Here is a 17681-nt window from a genome sequence, read left to right on the forward strand (position 1 = left end):
AATATCTTGCTGATGGTCGGGCCGCCCGGCTCGGGCAAGTCGATGCTGGCGCAGCGGCTGCCCTCCATCCTGCCGCCACTGTCGCCCAAGGAATTGCTCGAAGTGTCGATGGTCGCATCGATCGCCGGCGAGATCGCGGGCGGAAAGCTCACCGACCGGCGACCGTTCCGCGCGCCACATCATTCGGCCTCCATGGCGGCGATGGTCGGAGGCGGCCACCGCGTCAGGCCGGGCGAGGCATCGCTCTCTCATCACGGCGTGCTGTTCCTCGATGAGTTGCCGGAATTCGCGCCGGCGGTGCTCGATTCGCTGCGCCAGCCGCTGGAGACGGGCGAATGCGTGATCGCGCGCGCCAACCACCGCGTCGCCTATCCCGCCCGAATTCAACTCGTCGCCGCCATGAACCCTTGCCGCTGCGGCATGGCCGGCGAGCCCGGCTATCGCTGCGCGCGCGGACCGCGCTGCCAGACGGACTACCAAGCCCGTGTCTCGGGCCCCCTGCTCGACCGGATCGACCTCAGGGTCGACGTGCCGGCGGTCTCGGCCGCCGACCTTATCCGTCCGGCCCGGGCCGAACCCAGCGCCGTGGTCGCCGAGCGGGTGGCGCGGGCGCGCGCCATCCAGCGGGAACGGTTCGAACGCCTGGGCGCCGCGTCGATCACGACCAATGCCCATTGCCCGACCGCGCTGGTCGAGGAGGTCGCGGCCCCCGACGCAGCCGGGCTCGCTCTGTTGCGCGACGCCAGCGAGAAGATGAACTTCTCCGCCCGCGCCTACCACCGCGTGCTCAAGGTAGCGCGCACGCTGGCCGATCTCGAAGGCGCCGATAACGTCGGTCGCCTCCATCTGGCGGAAGCGATTTCCTATCGCATGATCGGGGAGCGGATGGCTCAAGCGGCGTGAGGCGGCACGCCCGAGGCATTGGATGGCTCGGGTTTCAGCGCACCGAGCCGACCATGGTGGTCAAGCCTTCGCGGATCGACACCCAGCGCCCGGTGTTCACCGACGATTGGCGCTTCAGGTAACGATAGTCGGTCTCGCTCCAGATCTTCACGCTGTCGCTCAGATTGTCGAGGATGAAATCGCCCTTGTCGGTTCTGACGGTGAGCACGGCATGCCCTTCGCCATCGGGCTTGCGCACGACGGTGATCAGCAGGTTCGACAGCGAGATGCCCTTGGCGGCAAGCTCGCGTCGCTTTTCAAGCACATAGTCCTCGCAGTCGCCGGCGCCGTCCGGGTAGGACCAGACCTCGTCCTTCCCATACATGTCGAGGTCGTTCATCGGCTTGACGGCCTGATTGACCGCCAGGTTGATCGCGTCGAGCTCCTGCCAGAGATCGCCGGTCATGTGCTCCGGCCCATTGTCCTGGAGCCTTATGCTGCATTCCGCGGGATTGGTCCTGCAGAACTCGAAATGGCCGATGGGCTGTGAGGTCAGCCCGCCTGTCGTCATCGGCGCGGCGGCGGCCGAGGCTGCTCCAGCGACCAGCCCCAGAACGATGGCGCACAACTTTCTCGTGATGCTCTTCGGTGAGGAGAACATACCCCAGCCCCGTAGGCCCCTGTTACCTTTGTTAATAAAACGTTAAGAACGTTCCGGCCGGCCTGTCAATTCTCGTAATGTCGCAGATTGGCAGCATGGTTACCGTTGGGAGCGGACCGCGACGATTCTGCAACAGGGCAGCCACCATGTCGGCCCGCTGCGGAAGGGGTCATCCCAACTCCTTCGGCGTAGTCGGCCGGCCAATGAGGACAACCATGGCGCGATCTCCAAGCCCATGCATCCGCTCACATCGGTGGTAGGCAGGTCAACGTCACTACATCCGCCAGTGGCGTCGGCTCCCGGTCTTTCATGAAAAAGGAGGATGGCCGCCGGCAGAACGCCGGAGCCTGAATGGAAAAATGTAGCGCGAGCTCGAAAAGCGAAACCGTTTTTCGGACAATGAAGACGCTACAGCTGCTCAAACCGCTGGAACACGGTTGGGCAACATGCATATCGAGCGATCAAACGCCTTGCGGCCAGCCGGGTACGCGGCGCTTTTGAGCCCCGAGAGATCAATCCAGCCGAAATGGGTGCCGTCAGTTCTCAGCCAGCCTGACGATGCGCGGCTCGATGGCTATGCGGCCTTCCCTGCCGTAGCTGGTGATGAAGTCGACGATGCGCGGCACGATCTCGGCACGGAAGCGCGAGCCGTTGAACACGCCGTAGTGGCCGACGGCCGGCTGCAGGTAGTGAGCGCGCATGTCGGCGGGAATGTTGACGCACAGATCCTGGGCGGCCTGCGTCTGGCCCACCCCCGAAATGTCGTCGTTCTCGCCCTCGACGGTGAACAGGGCGACGTTGCGGATGGCGCCGGGGTCCACGAGCTCGCCGCGATGCTTCATCTGCCCTTTGGGCAGGTCGTGGCGCACGAAGACGGTTTCGACCGTCTGGAGATAGAATTCCGCAGTCAGATCCATGACCGCCAGATACTCGTCATAGAAATCGCGGTGCTTCTCGGCACTGTCACCGTCATTCTTCACAAGGTGCATGAAGAAGTCCTTGTGAGCGATGATGTGGCGGTCGAGATTCATGCTCATGAACCCCGAAAGCTGCAGGAAACCCGGATAGACCGAGCGGCCGAAGCCGGGCTCGGGCCAGGGAGCCTGCATGATGACATTGTCGCGGAACCAGTCGATGCCCTTCTCCTCGGCAAGCAGGTTGACCGCAGTAGGGTTGCGGCGCGTGTCGATCGGGCCGCCCATCAGCGTCATCGTCGACGGCGCGTAGCGATCGCCGCGCACCTCCATGATCGCGACGGCCGCCAGCACCGGCACGGATGGCTGGCACACCGCCATCACATGTGTGTCGGGCCCCAGCGCGTGAATCATGTCGATGACGTAATCGATATAGTCGTCGAGGTCGAAGCGACCCTCGGCGACCGGCACCATGCGCGCGTCCACCCAGTCGGTGATGTAGACCTCCGCGTAGGGCATCAACGCTTCCACCGTGCCGCGCAACAGGGTTGCATAATGCCCCGACATCGGCGCCACGATCAGCAGCTTCGGATCCTTCTTGCGCCGGCCGGCCGGCAAGGCGCGTTCGAAATGGATCAGGTTGCAGAAGGGGCGCGACCAGGCGACCCTCTCGGCCACCGTCACCGTTTTCCAGTCGACGACCGTGGTCGGGAGATTGAAGCTCGGCTTGCCGTAGCGGCGTGTCGTACGCTCGAACAGCTCAGCCATCGCCGCGGCCATGCGGCCCCAAGGCGTCTGCGAAAACGGGTTGAGCGGGTTGGAATAAAACAGCCTGACGGCGTCGGCATAGGCCCGGAATGGCTGCATCGCCGCGTGGTTGAGTTCATAAAGCTGATAGAACATAGCAATCCAGTCGCCATGCCGGCATAGAAAGCCGGTCACGGCTCATATTGTTATGCAGCAAAATTAACATCGGATTGCTGCAATGCAATATGCAGTCACGGAATTGTCACGTCGTGCTTTGGTCCACCCGAGCGCCTTTCGCTGAGCGTGTGTCGGAAAAGGTGTTCAACGCCGTCCGGCCCAATCTGCGGCACGAGAAGCAGCTAAGCAGCGACGTTCAGCCTTCGTAGCCCTCGACGATGATCATCTCGGCCTCGGCATGTCTTTGACGGATCGCCTTGGCGGCCTGATATTCCGGCGAATTGTAGCAGTTCTTCGCCGCTTCCAAGGATGGGAACTCGATCACCACGTTGCGCCCGCGCCCGCGGCCCTCCATCGCCTCATAGGCGCCGCCCCGCGCCAGGAACTTCGCCCCATACTTCTCGAAGGCCGGTTTCGCCGTCGCCACATAGTCCTTGTATCCCTCGGGATCACGGACATCGACATGCGCGATCCAATACGCCTTGGCCATTCTTCTCTCCCTTGTCGCGTGCGGCCGCCTCAGGCGGCGGCCATCTCCTCGAGGATTGCCTGGGCGGCCCGCCGCCTGTCAACAGCCGCGACGATCGGCCGTGCAACGACGAGATGGCTGGCGCCGGCGCGGATGGCATCGGCTGGCGTCATCACCCGCTTCTGGTCGCCGGCATCGCCGCCGGCCGGGCGGATGCCGGGCGTGACGACGGCCATGCCGGGGCCGATCACGCCACGCACCGCCGCGGCCTCGGCGGCCGAACAGACGATCCCGCCCATGCCGGCGCCGCGCGCCTGTTCCGCACGCTTCAGAACCAGCGTGTTCGGATCGTCCCGATAACCGGCATCGGCGAGGTCTCGCTCATCCATGGAGGTGAGCACGGTGACCCCGAGAAGACAAAGAGGGCTGCCCCGCGCCGCGTCCACCGCCGCGCGCATAGCCTTAGGATAGGCATGGAGCGTCAGCATCGTGACGCCCATCTTGACGATGTTCTCGACACCCTTCGCCACGGTATTATCGATGTCGAGCAGCTTCATGTCGAGGAAGACCTTGGTGCCGCCGGATGCCAAGTCCCGGGCGAAATCCAGGCCGCCGGCGAAGGCGAGCTGATAGCCAATCTTGTAGAAAGCCACCATCCCCTCAAGATCCCGCACCACCTTTTCGGCTTCGGCCAATGTCGGCACGTCGAGTCCGACGATCAGGCGGTCGCGCATGGAATCAGGCTGCATCTCCGGCTCCTTCAAATCTCGCACGTCTGCCATGGTGCGTCCTTCGAGGCCCGCTTGGGAAGCCGAATGCGAAGCTTTTTCCGTTTTGGACCAGCTTGATCACCGCTCCAACCCGAAGGAGAACATTCGCGCCCGCTCGATGAGCGTGCGAACCACCGTCTGCATGGCCAGGCGCACGCGCTCTTCCCGGATCTCGCCTTCCTCGTCGAAAGCTTCGTGGGCGCGTCCGATCGCGCATTGCGGCGTGATTACCTCGACCCCGCAAGCCATCAGCACGGCGCGCAGGTGGTAGAGACCGCGAGCACCGGCGAAGTTGCCTTCCGACGACGAGCAGAGCCCGGCGACCCTGCCCTCGAAGGGCTTAAACGTGCGGCCGTTGTCGCGACGGATGCGACTTACCCAGTCGAGCGTGTTCTTGAGCAGCGGCGGGATGGACGCATTGTATTCCGGGCTGGCGATCAGCATCCCGTGATGGGCGGCGATCATGCGTCCGAGGCGGTAGGCGTTTTCGGGGACGCCCTTCTCGCGCTCCAGGTCCTGATCCATGATCGGCATGGTATAGTCGGCCAGCGAGATGCGCGTCACCTCTGCGCCCTCCAGCGCGAGTTCCCGGGTGGCGGCATCGGCCGTGCGACCGCTATAGGCGCCGGTGCGGATCGACCCGGCGAAAACCAGTATCTTGGGTGCAGGCACGGATAAGCCTCTCTGTCTTCACGCTCCGGCCGCCGCCCTACGGCGCCTCGCTGCTTGGCACCGTCAATGGGCTCGGCCGAAACCGGGTCGGCGATAGATCCAGAGCTGGGTCGGCGGGATGTTGCGCAGCACGAAATCGAAATGCTCGACCGTGTAGTCGCCCTTGCCCGCAGGCACCGGAGAGAGCGGGCCGTAGGTGAGCTGGACGATGGGCCGGCCCTCCGGGATGCGCGCAAGCAGGTTCTCGATGTAGCGGATGCGCCGGGCCACGGGGAAATTGAGCAGCGGCACGCCCGAGACCACGGCATCGAACATCAGGCCGCGCTTGTCGCCCAGCGTGGTGTCGAGATCGAAAGCGTCGCCATGGATGATGTTTACCCGGTGGAACTGCTTTTTCAGATGCCGGACGAAATCTTCGGAATATTCGACCGTATAGAGGTCCTCTGGATTCACGCCATGCGCGAGAATGGCCTTTGTGATGACGCCGGTGCCGGGTCCGAGCTCAAGAACGGGCAAGCCCGATTCGGTATCGATGACAGAGGCCATGCGCCGGGCTGTGACGGAACTGGTGGGGATGATCGAGCCGACCGCCTTGGGCTTGTCGATCCAGCCCTTGAAAAAGCGAAGCTCGTCGTCGAACTTTTCGGCGAAGGCTTTGCGAAGCCCGGGACCGCGTGCCATGACCGTTCTCCTCAACCCCGCCGCATCGATTCTTAGCGGCAATGCACCCTCAGGCAAGATATGTCCAGAACCAACGCTGTGGACAGAGCAGCGTTTCCTCGCGCGTTCAGCGCTCGCCGAAGGATTCGAAGAAATCCTTCATGCGCGAGAAGAAGCCGCTCGACTGCGGAGAATTGTCGTGTGACGACAGCTTCTCGAACTCTTCGAGCAGTTCGCGCTGGCGCCGTGTCAGGTTCTGCGGCGTCTCGACCGCGACCTGGATGAAGAGGTCGCCCACCGCCGGCTGGCGCAGCACCGGCATCCCCTTGCCCTTGAGGCGGAACTGACGACCATTCTGCGATCCCTCGGGCACTTTTACCCGGGTCTGGGTTCCGTCCAGCGTGGCGACTTCGAACGAGCCGCCGAGCGCGGCCGTGGTCATCGAGATCGGCACCTTGCAATAAAGATCGGCGCCGTCACGCTGGAAGAGTTCGTGGGGCTTGACCGACAGGAAGATGTAGAGGTCTCCCGACGGTCCGCCTCGCAGGCCTGCCTCGCCCTCGCCGGCGAGCCGAATACGCGTGCCGTCCTCTATTCCGGCGGGAATGTTGACCGAAAGCGAACGTTCCTCGACCACGCGCCCCTGACCCGAACATTTCGAGCAGGGGTCCTTGATCATCTGGCCACGGCCCTGGCACTGCGGGCAGGTGCGCTCGATGGAGAAGAAGCCCTGGCTGGCGCGAACGCGACCGGAGCCGGAGCACATGGTGCAGGTGACGGGCTGGGTGCCGGGCTTGGCTCCCGATCCCGAGCATTCGACACAGGAAACCGATACAGGCACGCGTATCTGGGCCGTCTTGCCGGAGAACGCCTCCTCCAGCGTGATTTCCATATTGTAGCGAAGGTCGGCGCCGCGCTCGCGGCCGTTGGCGGAGCGGCGCTGCCGGCCGCCCATCATGTCGCCGAAAATATCCTCGAAGATGTCCGCGAAACCGCCGCCGGCAAAGCCGTTCGCGCCGAAACCTCCGCCATTCTCGAAGGCGGCATGGCCGAACCGGTCGTAGGCCGCGCGCTTCTGCGGATCCTTGAGCGTTTCATAGGCCTCGTTGATTTCCTTGAAACGGTGCTCGCAGGTCGCGTCGCCGGGATTGCGGTCCGGGTGAAACTGCATGGCCAGCTTTCGGAATGCGGACTTGAGCTCCTTCTCGTCCGCGCCCTTGTGGACGCCGAGCGTCTCGTAGAAATCAGCCTTCATCTTGTCCCGTCGTCCGGATGTTCAATGTCTTTGCGCATTGTCGACCGTGTTTCTCCGGCACCGGCCCTCTCCGATTTAGTGAACCGCGCGCTGCGATACCAGTACTGCCGCGGCTTCGGCCGGAATTTTCTTCCTTCGGCTGTAAAAAGGCCCGGCTTGAAGCCGGGCCTGGCTTTACCGCCGCCTTTCGCCTCGTCAGGCGGACTTCTTCTTGTCGTCGTTCTCGTCGATCTCCTCGAAGTCGGCGTCCACGACATCGCCTTCCCCAGCGGCATCCGCCTTCGCATCGGCTTCCGCCGCCTCCTTCTGGGAGGCCTCATACATCGCTTGGCCGAGCTTCATGGAAGCTTCGGCGAGCGCCTGGCTCTTGGCGTTGATCTCCTCCACGTCGTCGCCCTCGATTGCCGTCTTCAGCGCGGCGATAGCGTCGGAGATCGCGGTGCGATCGGCTTCCGTGACCTTGTCGCCATACTCGTTCAGGGACTTCTCCGAAGAATGGACGAGCGACTCGGCCTGGTTGCGTGCTTCGACCAGGGCGCGACGCTTCTTGTCGCTGTCGGCGTTGGCTTCCGCCTCCTTGACCATCTTCTCGATGTCGGCGTCGGACAGACCGCCCGAAGCCTGGATGCGGATCTGATGCTCCTTGCCGGTGCCCTTGTCCTTGGCCGACACGTTGACGATGCCGTTGGCGTCGATGTCGAAGGTGACTTCGATCTGCGGCACGCCGCGCGGCGCCGGCGGGATACCGACCAGGTCGAACTGGCCGAGCAGCTTGTTGTCCGCGGCCATCTCGCGCTCGCCCTGGAAGACCCGGATGGTGACGGCCGACTGTGAATCCTCGGCGGTCGAGAAGACCTGGCTCTTCTTGGTCGGAATGGTCGTGTTGCGGTCGATCAGACGGGTGAAGACACCGCCCAGCGTCTCGATGCCGAGCGACAGCGGAGTCACGTCGAGCAGCAGCACGTCCTTGACGTCACCTTGCAGGACGCCCGCCTGGATGGCCGCGCCGATGGCGACGACCTCGTCCGGGTTGACGCCCTTGTGCGGCTCCTTGCCGAAGAACTGCTTCACCACTTCCTGGACCTTGGGCATGCGCGTCATGCCGCCGACCAGAACCACCTCGTCGATCTCGCCCGCCTTGAGGCCGGCATCCTTGAGGGCGGCCTTGCAAGGCTCGATGGTGCGCTGGACGAGGTCCTCGACCAGCGACTCGAACTTGGCGCGGGTGAGCTTCATCGTCAGGTGCTTCGGCCCGGTGGCGTCGGCGGTAATGAAGGGCAGGTTGATTTCGGTCTGAGAAGCGGACGACAGCTCGATCTTGGCCTTTTCCGCCGCCTCCTTGAGGCGCTGCAGGGCCAGCTTGTCGTTTTTCAGGTCGATGCCCTGCTCCTTCTTGAACTCGGCCGCCAGATACTCGACCAGCCGCATGTCGAAGTCCTCGCCGCCGAGGAAGGTGTCGCCATTGGTCGACTTCACCTCGAACACGCCGTCGCCGATCTCCAACACGGAGATGTCGAAGGTGCCGCCGCCGAGATCATAGACGGCTATCGTCTTGCCCTCGCGCTTGTCGAGGCCGTAGGCCAGCGCGGCCGCGGTCGGCTCATTGATGATGCGCAGCACTTCGAGGCCGGCGATGCGGCCCGCGTCCTTGGTGGCCTGGCGCTGGGCGTCGTTGAAATAGGCGGGAACGGTGATGACCGCCTTCTCGACCTTTTCGCCGAGATAGGCTTCCGCCGTTTCCTTCATCTTCTGCAGGATCATCGCAGAAATCTGCGATGGCGACTGCTTCTTGCCGGCCGCTTCGACCCAGGCGTCGCCATTGTCGCCCTTCACGATCTTATAGGGGACGAGCTTCTTGTCCTTTTCGGTCACCGGATCGTCATAGCGACGGCCGATCAGGCGCTTCACCGCGAAAATCGTGTTCTCTGGATTGGTGACCGCCTGGCGTTTGGCCGGCTGGCCAACGAGCCGCTCGTCACTGTCGGTAAAGGCGACGATGGAGGGCGTCGTGCGCGCGCCTTCCGCGTTCTCGATGACCTTCGCGTCCTTGCCGTCCATCACGGCGACGCAGGAATTTGTCGTTCCGAGGTCTATTCCGATGACTTTTGCCATTTTGACTTCTCTCCGCTGAGCAGGCTGCCAGGACCCATGAGGCGTTCCGGCGGCAGCCCCTATTCACAAGATTTACCGTCCGACCGGGCCATTCCGGTCGAGCGGCATTGCGGCGTATATAAGAAGAGCCTTTACGACGCGCAAGCATTTGGCGCCGCTGCCCTAGCGGCGTTTTTCACCCTCGGGCGGGGCGTTGCCGCCTCTCGGCAAAGGCCGCGTCCCACACCATATTGCGTTCGATGAACCACGCTCCCACGATCGACCTTCTCGCCCAGCGCCACAACCGCGTGCAGAATACGCTCCACACCTGGCTGCTCGGAGCCGCCAGCCTGCTGCTGCTCGCCGTGACCGCCTGGGCCTTCGCCGGTCCCATCGGCATTGCCTATGCCGCGGTCTTCGGCATCCTCCCACTGATTTTCCTGCGGCGGATCAGCCCGCAAATGGTCCTGTCCATGTACAAGGCCTCGCGCGTCTCGCCTACCGACTTTCCCACCGGCTACCGTTTGATCGAGGAGTTGGCCCGCCGCGCCGCCCTGCCGGCCGCACCGAAGCTTTACGTCATCCCCTCGCGCATGGTGAACGCCTTCGCCGTAGGCAGGCGCGGGAATTCGGCGATTGCCGTCACCGACGCTCTCGCCCGCATGCTGACCACCCGCGAGCTCGCCGGCGTTCTGGCCCATGAGATCAGCCATGTCGCCCATGAGGATGTGAAGGTGATGGCCTTCGCCGACATCGTTTCGCGAATCACTTCGCTGATGTCGACGATCGGCCTGTTCTCGCTGTTTCTGAATCTGGCCGGCTTCGCCGGAGGCTACGACACCCAGATCCCTTGGCTCGGCGTGATCGTGCTGCTCGCGGCGCCCACCATCGGCGGGCTCCTGCAGATGGCGCTGTCGCGCACGCGCGAATTCGACGCGGATCTCGGCGCGGCCATGCTGACCGGCGATCCGGAAGGGCTTGCAATGGCGCTCAAGAAGCTCGAAAGGGCGCAAGGCAAGATGTGGGAAGGCATCCTGCTGCCCGGCAGCCGCATGCCGGACCCTTCCATCCTGAGATCCCACCCTCGCACCGAGGATCGCATTGAGCGCTTGCTCGCGCTGAAGGCGGAACCGATCGATGGCCTCCGCAGCGAATTCGGGGATGGCCGCCCTGTTCTGCGCCGGCATTCGACCGTCCCGCGCATAAGGCCGCAAGCGCCACATGGCGTCTTCGCCGGACATCTCCTTCTTGAGGCCGTCGAAACCGAAGCCGACCGCCTGCCGGCCTGCGCCCACCCGCTCAACCCGCCCCGCAACGGGCCACGCATCAGGCCGCTGCGGGGTGGTGTCTGGTGGTAAGAGCGATGAATCCCGACCTTATCAGACTTTCTGGACCGAAAGCACCGTCCCGGCCGTATCGATCACGCAGGTCGCCTTGTTGCCGCTTGCATCCAGATCGACCTGGTACTTCTGCGGATCAAGCTGCCTGGAGCTGACCGGCAGGATGCGGGCACTGTCGACTCCGAGCGGGGTAGCTGCGGCCGCCGCGCAAGCGAGCTGCAGATCGGCCGGCGCGGTCTGCTCGGAGAGGCGCATGGCGCCCGCCGCCGGCTGGTTCGACTGGCAGCCGGCGGCCAGCAGCATGGCAATGGCGGCGCCGGCAGGGGCCGACCAGCGCCTCGCAGCAGGAACAGCAATGGGGTGGCAGTCGGTCATTTCCGGTCAAACTCCCTTGTAGAGCGAGGCACCTTGCATCAGCACGATGACCTTCGCGCCGACCGCGACGCGTGAGTGAAGGTCGATGATGTCGTCATTGTTCATGCGGATGCAGCCGGACGACACGTTCAATCCGATCGACCACGGTTCGGGTGTGCCGTGGATGCGGTAGATGGTGTCCTGGTTGCCTTCGTAGAGATAAAGCGCGCGCGCGCCCAGCGGATTGTCCGGCCCGCCCGGCATGCCGTTCGCATATTGGCGGGCGTTGGGGTCGCGTTCGACCATCTCGGCCGGTGGCGTCCAGGTCGGCCATTCCGCCGTGCGTCCGACGCGCACGATCCCGGCCCATCCGAAGCCTTCGCGCCCGACGCCGATGCCGTAACGTATGGCGGTCTGCCCAGGCTGGACGAGGTAGAGGAAATGCTGGTTGCCGTCGATGATGATGGTGCCGGGCTTCTCCGCCGTGCGGAAAGGCACCTGCTGCCGCCGGAAGGCTTCCGGCACCTGCTTGTACATGGCGTAGTATTTGCGCGCCTTGGTCTTGTCGTAATCGACCCACTTGCGGGTTTGCGGGTCGAAGATCTGGGTCCCAGCGGCATAAGCGAGGCTTGCGCCGAGCGCGATCATGGCGAGCGCCGCGCATGCGGCTCCCACGAGCCGCCGACGGTTGGGGGGGGTCTGAAACTTCGGAATCATCGGCCCCTCCTCACTTCGCCCAGGCGCCCACGCGATCGGCATGATCGGAAACCCATTGCTGCGCATAGGCCGCAGGGTCCTGCCGCTCGACTTGGAGCGCGTAGCTCATCCGGGTGATCTCCTCCGGCGTGAAATCGATGTTGGAGAGGAAGGATGCGACCTTGGGCAACCGCTCCGCCGTCGCCGCCGAGAAAGCGATCTCGAAATGCGACGCTGGCCAGGCCACCGGCGCAGCGGATTTCGACAACCAGTCCGTGTCGTCGGCCGGCAGCACGACGTTCCACTTGGCCGGATCGTAGGCGGGTTCGCTCAACTGCACGATGTCGTGCAGTTCGAAGACGTGATGGGGGCTGTAGCAATAGAACACGATCGGCTTGCCCGTCGCCACCGCCGCGTCGACAGCCGCCATTGCGACATCTTCGGGCATCTCGAGAAGGGTCATCGTCTCGGCGTAACCATAGCTGCGGGCGCGAATCTTCTCGATCGTGGTCGAAGACCAGGTCGACGCGCCAATCCAGATTTCTCCCTTTCCGTCGCCGTCAGTGTCGAAAATCGCCGTCTTACGGGGATCCGTCAGGTCGCTAACGTCCTTGATGCCGCCCTTTTCGGCCGTTTCGCGCGTGGTGCAGATGCCCTGCTTGGCCGATACCTCTTTCGGGCTCAGCCGCACCGTCTTCTTGTCATCGACATATTTCTGGATGAGAGAGCCGAAATTCGGGTGCCAGACCTCGGGATGGATATCGACCTCGCCGGCATCGAGCCCAGCAAAGATCGTCATCGTCCCCATCTCGCGGACATCGACTGCAAGACCGAGCTGCTTCTCGATCCCGTATTTGATGATGTTGGCGGCCGCCTGACCCGAAGGCCAGTTCGGCATTCCCACGGTGAGATCAGCGGCCAGGCCTGGGCCGCAGAAGGCAGACAGAAAAATTCCAGACAGGCTGCATTGCCGCAGCCAGTTAAGCTTGGACAAAACCCACTCCTCCAGCCGTCGCCTCTGGCGATCACGCCGTCCCACCATACACATTGAAATCACAATGACGGCGAACGCGCTAGCGAAACTTTCGCTTTGCTTTTGAAGTGGTGACTAGTTGCTCTTGCTTCAGCCGAATAGCCGTCGGCCGAGAAGGTGTTCGGCCGCCGATACTTTCGGAAAGCGCTCCCCGGCGCGGCTGTCGTCAAACCGTTTCCCAGCCGTCCCGCTCACCGGCGCGGAAGATCGCGTCGATGACCTTCTGGTTGAGCACGGATTCCTCCAGCGTAAATACCCGCTCCCCGTTCCCGGTGGCAGCCCGGACAAAGCTTTCCACCTCGAGCCGGTATTGCTGCGTGCCCGGAAAACGAAACACCGTCGCTTCCGTGTGGTTCTGGTTGTGCAACTCGACGCGGTGGTGGTCGTAGAGCCCGGCATTGAAGGGGGAATGCACCTCGATGAACCCCTTCTCGCCGTGAAAAACCATCATCTGCCGCGCCGCCATCTGGGTGGAGAGATAGAAACCAAGCTCGAAGTCGCCGAAATCGGCCCGGATACTGGAATAGATATCTGTGCCGAAAGTGCTGTCCCGCTCGATCGTCGCCTGGACACGCAGAGGCTCCCGGCCGGTGACGAAGCGAGTCGAAACGGTCGGATAAACCCCGATGTCCGGCAGCGCGCCGCCACCGAGCGAAAGCTGGTTTCGCATGTTGGCGGGATCGACGTTGTAGTAGGAGAAGGCACCCTGCACATGGCGCAGGCGCCCGATCGCGCCAGCCGCCACCAGCTCGCGGACTTTTATCCATTGCGGGTGATAGACGACCATGAAGGCTTCGCAGATCAAGACCTTCTTGCGGTCGCGCAATTCGATGAGGGGAGGAATGTCGCGTGCGTCGAGCGCCAGCGGCTTTTCGACAAGCACATGCTTGCCGGCCTCGGCCGCCTTGCGGGTCCATTCGACGTGCTGGGAGGTCGGCAAGGGAATGTAGACACCGTCGACCGCATCGGAAGCGAGAAGCTCGTCATAGGACCCGAACGCGTGAGCGGCGCCGAAACGCTCGGCGAGCGAGCGCGCCTTGGCCAGGTCGCGGCTGGCGATCGCCGACAGCACCCCGTTGTCGGAATCCACGATCGCCGGGATGAGTTGCTCGCGGGCGATCTTGGCGGTCGAAAGCACTCCCCAGCGGAACATGATCCTCTCCTTCCGGCTTCGAGCCAGCGTATCGGGCCGGAACAGGAAAGAAAAGCGGCACTTCTGCCAGTCGCGCTTGTCACCCGCGCCGGGCCGCAAGCGTCATGTCGAAGTCGACGATATTGGAATAGATCGGCGTGCCGACATCCATGCCGTAGCGCGAGCGCAGCACCCTGCCGGTAACCCGGAAACTGACCGCTCGCCCGGAGAGGCTCTCGAGCTCGACATTGAAGCTCTCATTGCCGGTGCGGCCGCGCGCCGTGAGCGGCCCCGAAACCACCGCCGTACTGTCTCCGGTGCGTTTTACGGAGGTGGAGCGGAAGCGGATCTCCTTTTCGTTGGCGGTGTCGAACACCGCGTCGGATTTGAGAAAGGCGTCGGTGCGGCTCTCGCCCGTGCGCACGCTGTCTGGAAAGATGGTGATGTCGACCTGCGAACTCGCGATGTTCTGTCCGCTGATCCGAATATCGCCGCGGAAGCGGCCGAAAGTTCCCGACAAGGCGCCGCCTCCGGCCTTGGGGATGCTGAAGGCGATAGTGGACCCGCCCGCATTGATCACATAACGCCCAGCCGCGTCACCCAAGGATACCGCCGCGACGGCGGGCAAGGCAAGAAGCAGGCTTACGCCAATGGCCCGAGCGATCATCTTGGATTTCCGTCATTGCGATTGTGCACGTCAACGGATCATCGGTCGGCGAAATTCCGGGACCGCTCTTCACGAATCCGCGACCCCGGCGCCAGCATGCGCCACAACAGCCGGTTCCTCAGCCAGAATTCGTGCCGCAGCGCCGCCGCGACATGGATCGAGACGAGCCCCATCATGGCGTAGCCGAGCAGCCGGTGCCCCGCGGCCCATAAATTCTCGGACGTTTCCGATATGCCGAGCGGAAGATGGGGAATGACAACGAGATCGAAGGCAAGGGTCGGGATCGCGAGCACCGACACCGACACCAATGCCCAACCACTGAGCGGCAGGGCGAGCATCAGGACGTAGAACAGCCGGTGCACGGCGCGCGCCGAGCGAATCTCCCAGTCGGGCAGCGTCGCCGGATAGACCGGCAAGGGACTGGCCAACCGCCACGCGAGCCTGACGCAGACCAGCGCCAGCGTCAGGAAGCCGAAGGATTTGTGCCACTGGATCAGCTCGAAGGCGAGGCGCTGGTCGGCGATCCTCACCATGATCGTCCCGAACACCAGTTGCCCGAGGATCAGCAGCGCGATCAACCAATGAAGGACGATCGCCACCAGCCCGTATGCCTGCCTGCTGTTGCGCATCATGACCGGCGCCTCCAGGCGATGTTAACGCCAGGAGGCGCGCCGGTCTTCCCCTGCGCATCGCACCCGAAGTCGATTTTCGGACGTGATGCGCAAATTCGAGGCCCGGTATCCGATCAGGCGCGCAGCACGCCGCCCGTCTGCTTCCTCACGTTCTCGACGATGCGGCCGGCCAGCGCCTCGAAATCCTCATCGGTCAGCGTCTTGTCGACCGGCTGGATCGAAACCTCGATGGCCACCGACTTCTTGTCGGCGCCCAGCGATGCGCCTTCGAACACGTCGAAGACCGAGACGCCGGTGATCAGCTTCTTGTCGGCGGCCAGGGCTGCACGGATCAGTGCGCCCGCCTCGACGGGCTTGTCGACCACGAAGGCGAAGTCGCGCTTCACCGCCTGGAACGGCGAGAGCTCGAGCTTCGGCTTGGTGCGCGTCGGCTTCGCCTTAGGCTCGGGGACGGCGTCGACATAAACCTCGAAACCGGCAAGCGGGCCGGCAACGTCGAGCACTTCGAGCGTCTTCGGGTGGAATTCCCCGAAAGTGCCGAGAACCGTCTTGGGACCGAGCTTGATCGTGCCGGAACGGCCAGGATGATACCAGGACGGCCCGCCCGCCTCGATCTGCAGCTTGTCGACCGGCGCGCCGCAAGCCTCCAGCGCGGCAAGGGCATCGGCCTTGGCGTCGAACACGCCGACCGGGGCGGCGTTGCCGGCCCAGTGGCGGCCCGCGCCCTCGAGCCTGGCGGTGCCCCGCCGCACGCCCGCGGCGACCCGGCGCTGCCTGTCTGGCGTATCGCCCTCATAGGTCCCCGACACTTCGAACAGCGCCACGTCGCCGATGCCCCTGTCGGCATTGCGCTGCGCAGCAGCGATCAGGCCGGGCAGCAGCGACGGCCGCATATCAGACATATCGGCGGCGATGGGGTTGGCGAGCTTGAGCGCCGCCTGGCCACCGCCGAACCACTCCGCGTGTTTGGCAGGAATGAACGACCAGGTGACGGCCTCCATCATGCCGCGCACCGCGAGCGCCCGCTTGCCGGCGCGGGTGCGGATCTGCAGCGTCGTCAGGATCTTCGCGTTGACAGCGTCATGATTGACCATCGGTTCCGGCGCGATGTTGTCGACGCCATGGATGCGCATGACTTCCTCGACGAGGTCGGCCTTCCCTTCCACATCGGGGCGCCAGGACGGGACTGCCACGTCGACGACGTCGCCCGACCCCTGAGGCTGAAAACCGAGGCGCGTCAGGATATCGAGGCTCTCGGCCTTCGGCACGTCGAGGCCGGTCAGCCGCTTCACCTCCGAGACGGGGAAGGAAACGAGCTTCGCCTTGTGACCGGCATAGCCCACCACTTCCGTCTCGGCCGGCTCGCCGCCGCAGAAATCCAGGACCAGCCGCGTCGCGAGTTCCAGGCCGGGAACCATGAATTCCGGATCGACACCGCGTTCGAAGCGATAGCGCGCATCGGTGATGATGCCGAGCGTGCGGCCGGTGCGGGCGATGTTGAGCGGCTCCCAGAGCGCCGACTCGATCAGCACATCGGTCGTATTCTCGTCGCAGCCGGAATGCTCGCCGCCCATGATGCCGGCAATCGATTCGACACCGTTGCGATCGGCGATGACGCACATTTCGGGCGTAAGCTCATATTCGCGCCCGTCCAGGGCAAGCACCTTCTCGCCTTGCGCCGCGCGGCGGACGACAAGGTCGCCAGCGACCTTCGCCGCATCGAACACGTGGAGCGGCCTGCCGCGGTCGAAGGTCATGTAGTTGGTGATGTCGACCAGCGCGTTGATCGGCCTGAGGCCGATGGCGAGCAGCCGACGCTGCAGCCATTTCGGCGAGGCCCCGTTTTTGACGCCCCGCACCAGGCGCAGCGCGAAACCGTGGCAGAGCGGTGGCGTGTCGCCGAACTCGAGCGTCACCGCCACCGGCGTCCTGCCTCTGCCCGTAACCGCCTCAACCGGCGGCGTCTTCAAGCGGCCGAGGCCGCTCGCCGCCAGATCCCGGGCGATACCGTAGACCCCGGTGGCATCCGGCCGATTGGGCGTCAGGTTGATCTCGATCACCGGATCGTCGAGATGCGCCCAGGCCGCAAAGGACTGGCCGACCGGCGCGTCGGTTGGCAGGTCGATGATGCCGTCATGCTCGTCTGAGAGCTGCAGCTCGCGCTCCGAGCACATCATGCCATGGCTTTCGACCCCTCTGATCTTGCCGACCGACAGCGTCACATCGATGCCGGGCACATAAGTGCCGGGTGCCGCGAAGGCGCCGACCAGCCCCGCCCGCGCATTGGGCGCGCCGCACACGACCTGGATCGGCCTGCCATCGCCGGTGTCGACCGTGAGCACCTGCAGCTTGTCGGCGTCGGGATGCCGGCCAGCTGTCAGCACCTTGGCGATGACGAAGGGCTTCAACTGCGCCTTGTCGTCGACCGATTCGACCTCGAGGCCGATGGCGGTCAGCCGCTCGACGATTTCGTCGAGCGACGCGTCGGTTTCGAGATGATCCTTCAGCCAGGAAAGAGTAAGTTTCATC

The 17681-nt window shown here is 64.1% G+C and carries 16 protein-coding genes and 1 pseudogene; 2 read left to right on the top strand and 15 right to left on the bottom strand.

Annotation, left to right across the window (positions count from 1 at the left end; genetic code table 11):
* Positions 1 to 6 precede the first annotated feature (6 nt).
* Positions 7 to 903, top strand: a pseudogene (locus ACCO56_RS25115) (YifB family Mg chelatase-like AAA ATPase); the annotation flags it as partial.
* Positions 904 to 937: 34 nt separating this feature from the next.
* Here the strand turns inward: ACCO56_RS25115 and ACCO56_RS25120 are convergent.
* From ACCO56_RS25120 to dnaK, 8 genes are all read right to left on the bottom strand, one after another.
* On the bottom strand, positions 938 to 1543 hold the full coding sequence (locus ACCO56_RS25120; RefSeq protein ID WP_433643624.1) for a transglutaminase-like cysteine peptidase: 606 nt from the start codon (positions 1541 to 1543) through the stop codon (positions 938 to 940).
* 536 nt (positions 1544 to 2079) lie between these two features.
* Positions 2080 to 3360 (bottom strand): polyhydroxyalkanoate depolymerase, encoded by a 1281-nt coding sequence (locus ACCO56_RS25125; RefSeq protein WP_433643788.1) that lies wholly within the window; start codon positions 3358 to 3360, stop codon positions 2080 to 2082.
* Positions 3361 to 3577: 217 nt separating this feature from the next.
* On the bottom strand, positions 3578 to 3871 hold the full coding sequence (locus ACCO56_RS25130; protein WP_433643625.1) for a DUF1330 domain-containing protein: 294 nt from the start codon (positions 3869 to 3871) through the stop codon (positions 3578 to 3580).
* A gap of 29 nt (positions 3872 to 3900) precedes the next feature.
* Positions 3901 to 4599 carry an orotidine-5'-phosphate decarboxylase gene (gene pyrF, locus ACCO56_RS25135; RefSeq protein WP_433643626.1) on the bottom strand — a complete coding sequence of 233 codons (699 nt, stop codon included), beginning with the start codon at positions 4597 to 4599 and terminating at the stop codon, positions 3901 to 3903.
* A gap of 99 nt (positions 4600 to 4698) precedes the next feature.
* On the bottom strand, positions 4699 to 5292 hold the full coding sequence (locus ACCO56_RS25140; RefSeq protein WP_433643628.1) for an NADPH-dependent FMN reductase: 594 nt from the start codon (positions 5290 to 5292) through the stop codon (positions 4699 to 4701).
* A 63-nt stretch (positions 5293 to 5355) separates the two neighbouring features.
* Positions 5356 to 5973 (bottom strand): phospholipid N-methyltransferase PmtA, encoded by a 618-nt coding sequence (gene pmtA / locus ACCO56_RS25145; RefSeq protein ID WP_433643629.1) that lies wholly within the window; start codon positions 5971 to 5973, stop codon positions 5356 to 5358.
* Between the two features lie 106 nt (positions 5974 to 6079).
* Positions 6080 to 7207 (bottom strand): molecular chaperone DnaJ, encoded by a 1128-nt coding sequence (gene dnaJ / locus ACCO56_RS25150; RefSeq protein WP_433643630.1) that lies wholly within the window; start codon positions 7205 to 7207, stop codon positions 6080 to 6082.
* 195 nt (positions 7208 to 7402) lie between these two features.
* On the bottom strand, positions 7403 to 9319 hold the full coding sequence (gene dnaK, locus ACCO56_RS25155; RefSeq protein ID WP_433643631.1) for a molecular chaperone DnaK: 1917 nt from the start codon (positions 9317 to 9319) through the stop codon (positions 7403 to 7405).
* 239 nt (positions 9320 to 9558) lie between these two features.
* Here dnaK and ACCO56_RS25160 point away from each other — a divergent pair, with 239 nt between their 5' ends.
* On the top strand, positions 9559 to 10656 hold the full coding sequence (locus ACCO56_RS25160; protein ID WP_433643632.1) for a zinc metalloprotease HtpX: 1098 nt from the start codon (positions 9559 to 9561) through the stop codon (positions 10654 to 10656).
* Between the two features lie 21 nt (positions 10657 to 10677).
* Here the strand turns inward: ACCO56_RS25160 and ACCO56_RS25165 are convergent, their stop codons facing one another.
* From ACCO56_RS25165 to pheT, 7 genes are all read right to left on the bottom strand, one after another.
* Positions 10678 to 11013, bottom strand: a complete 336-nt coding sequence (locus ACCO56_RS25165) for a hypothetical protein (protein WP_433643633.1) — start codon at positions 11011 to 11013, stop codon at positions 10678 to 10680.
* A gap of 6 nt (positions 11014 to 11019) precedes the next feature.
* Positions 11020 to 11640, bottom strand: a complete 621-nt coding sequence (locus tag ACCO56_RS25170; protein WP_433643789.1) for a L,D-transpeptidase — start codon at positions 11638 to 11640, stop codon at positions 11020 to 11022.
* A gap of 79 nt (positions 11641 to 11719) precedes the next feature.
* Positions 11720 to 12682, bottom strand: a complete 963-nt coding sequence (locus tag ACCO56_RS25175; RefSeq protein ID WP_433643634.1) for a glycine betaine ABC transporter substrate-binding protein — start codon at positions 12680 to 12682, stop codon at positions 11720 to 11722.
* A gap of 205 nt (positions 12683 to 12887) precedes the next feature.
* Positions 12888 to 13874, bottom strand: coding sequence for a Gfo/Idh/MocA family protein (locus tag ACCO56_RS25180; RefSeq protein WP_433643635.1), 987 nt, complete (start codon positions 13872 to 13874; stop codon positions 12888 to 12890).
* Positions 13875 to 13953: 79 nt separating this feature from the next.
* Positions 13954 to 14520, bottom strand: coding sequence for a YceI family protein (locus tag ACCO56_RS25185; RefSeq protein WP_433643636.1), 567 nt, complete (start codon positions 14518 to 14520; stop codon positions 13954 to 13956).
* A gap of 38 nt (positions 14521 to 14558) precedes the next feature.
* Positions 14559 to 15152 carry a cytochrome b gene (locus ACCO56_RS25190; RefSeq protein WP_433643637.1) on the bottom strand — a complete coding sequence of 198 codons (594 nt, stop codon included), beginning with the start codon at positions 15150 to 15152 and terminating at the stop codon, positions 14559 to 14561.
* A gap of 113 nt (positions 15153 to 15265) precedes the next feature.
* A complete protein-coding gene (gene pheT, locus ACCO56_RS25195; RefSeq protein WP_433643638.1) occupies positions 15266 to 17680 on the bottom strand; it encodes a phenylalanine--tRNA ligase subunit beta in 2415 nt (804 codons plus the stop codon).
* Between the last annotated feature and the right edge of the window lies 1 nt (position 17681).

This window comes from Mesorhizobium sp. 1B3 (assembly GCF_050958605.1).
Classification (GTDB): Bacteria; Pseudomonadota; Alphaproteobacteria; order Rhizobiales; family Rhizobiaceae.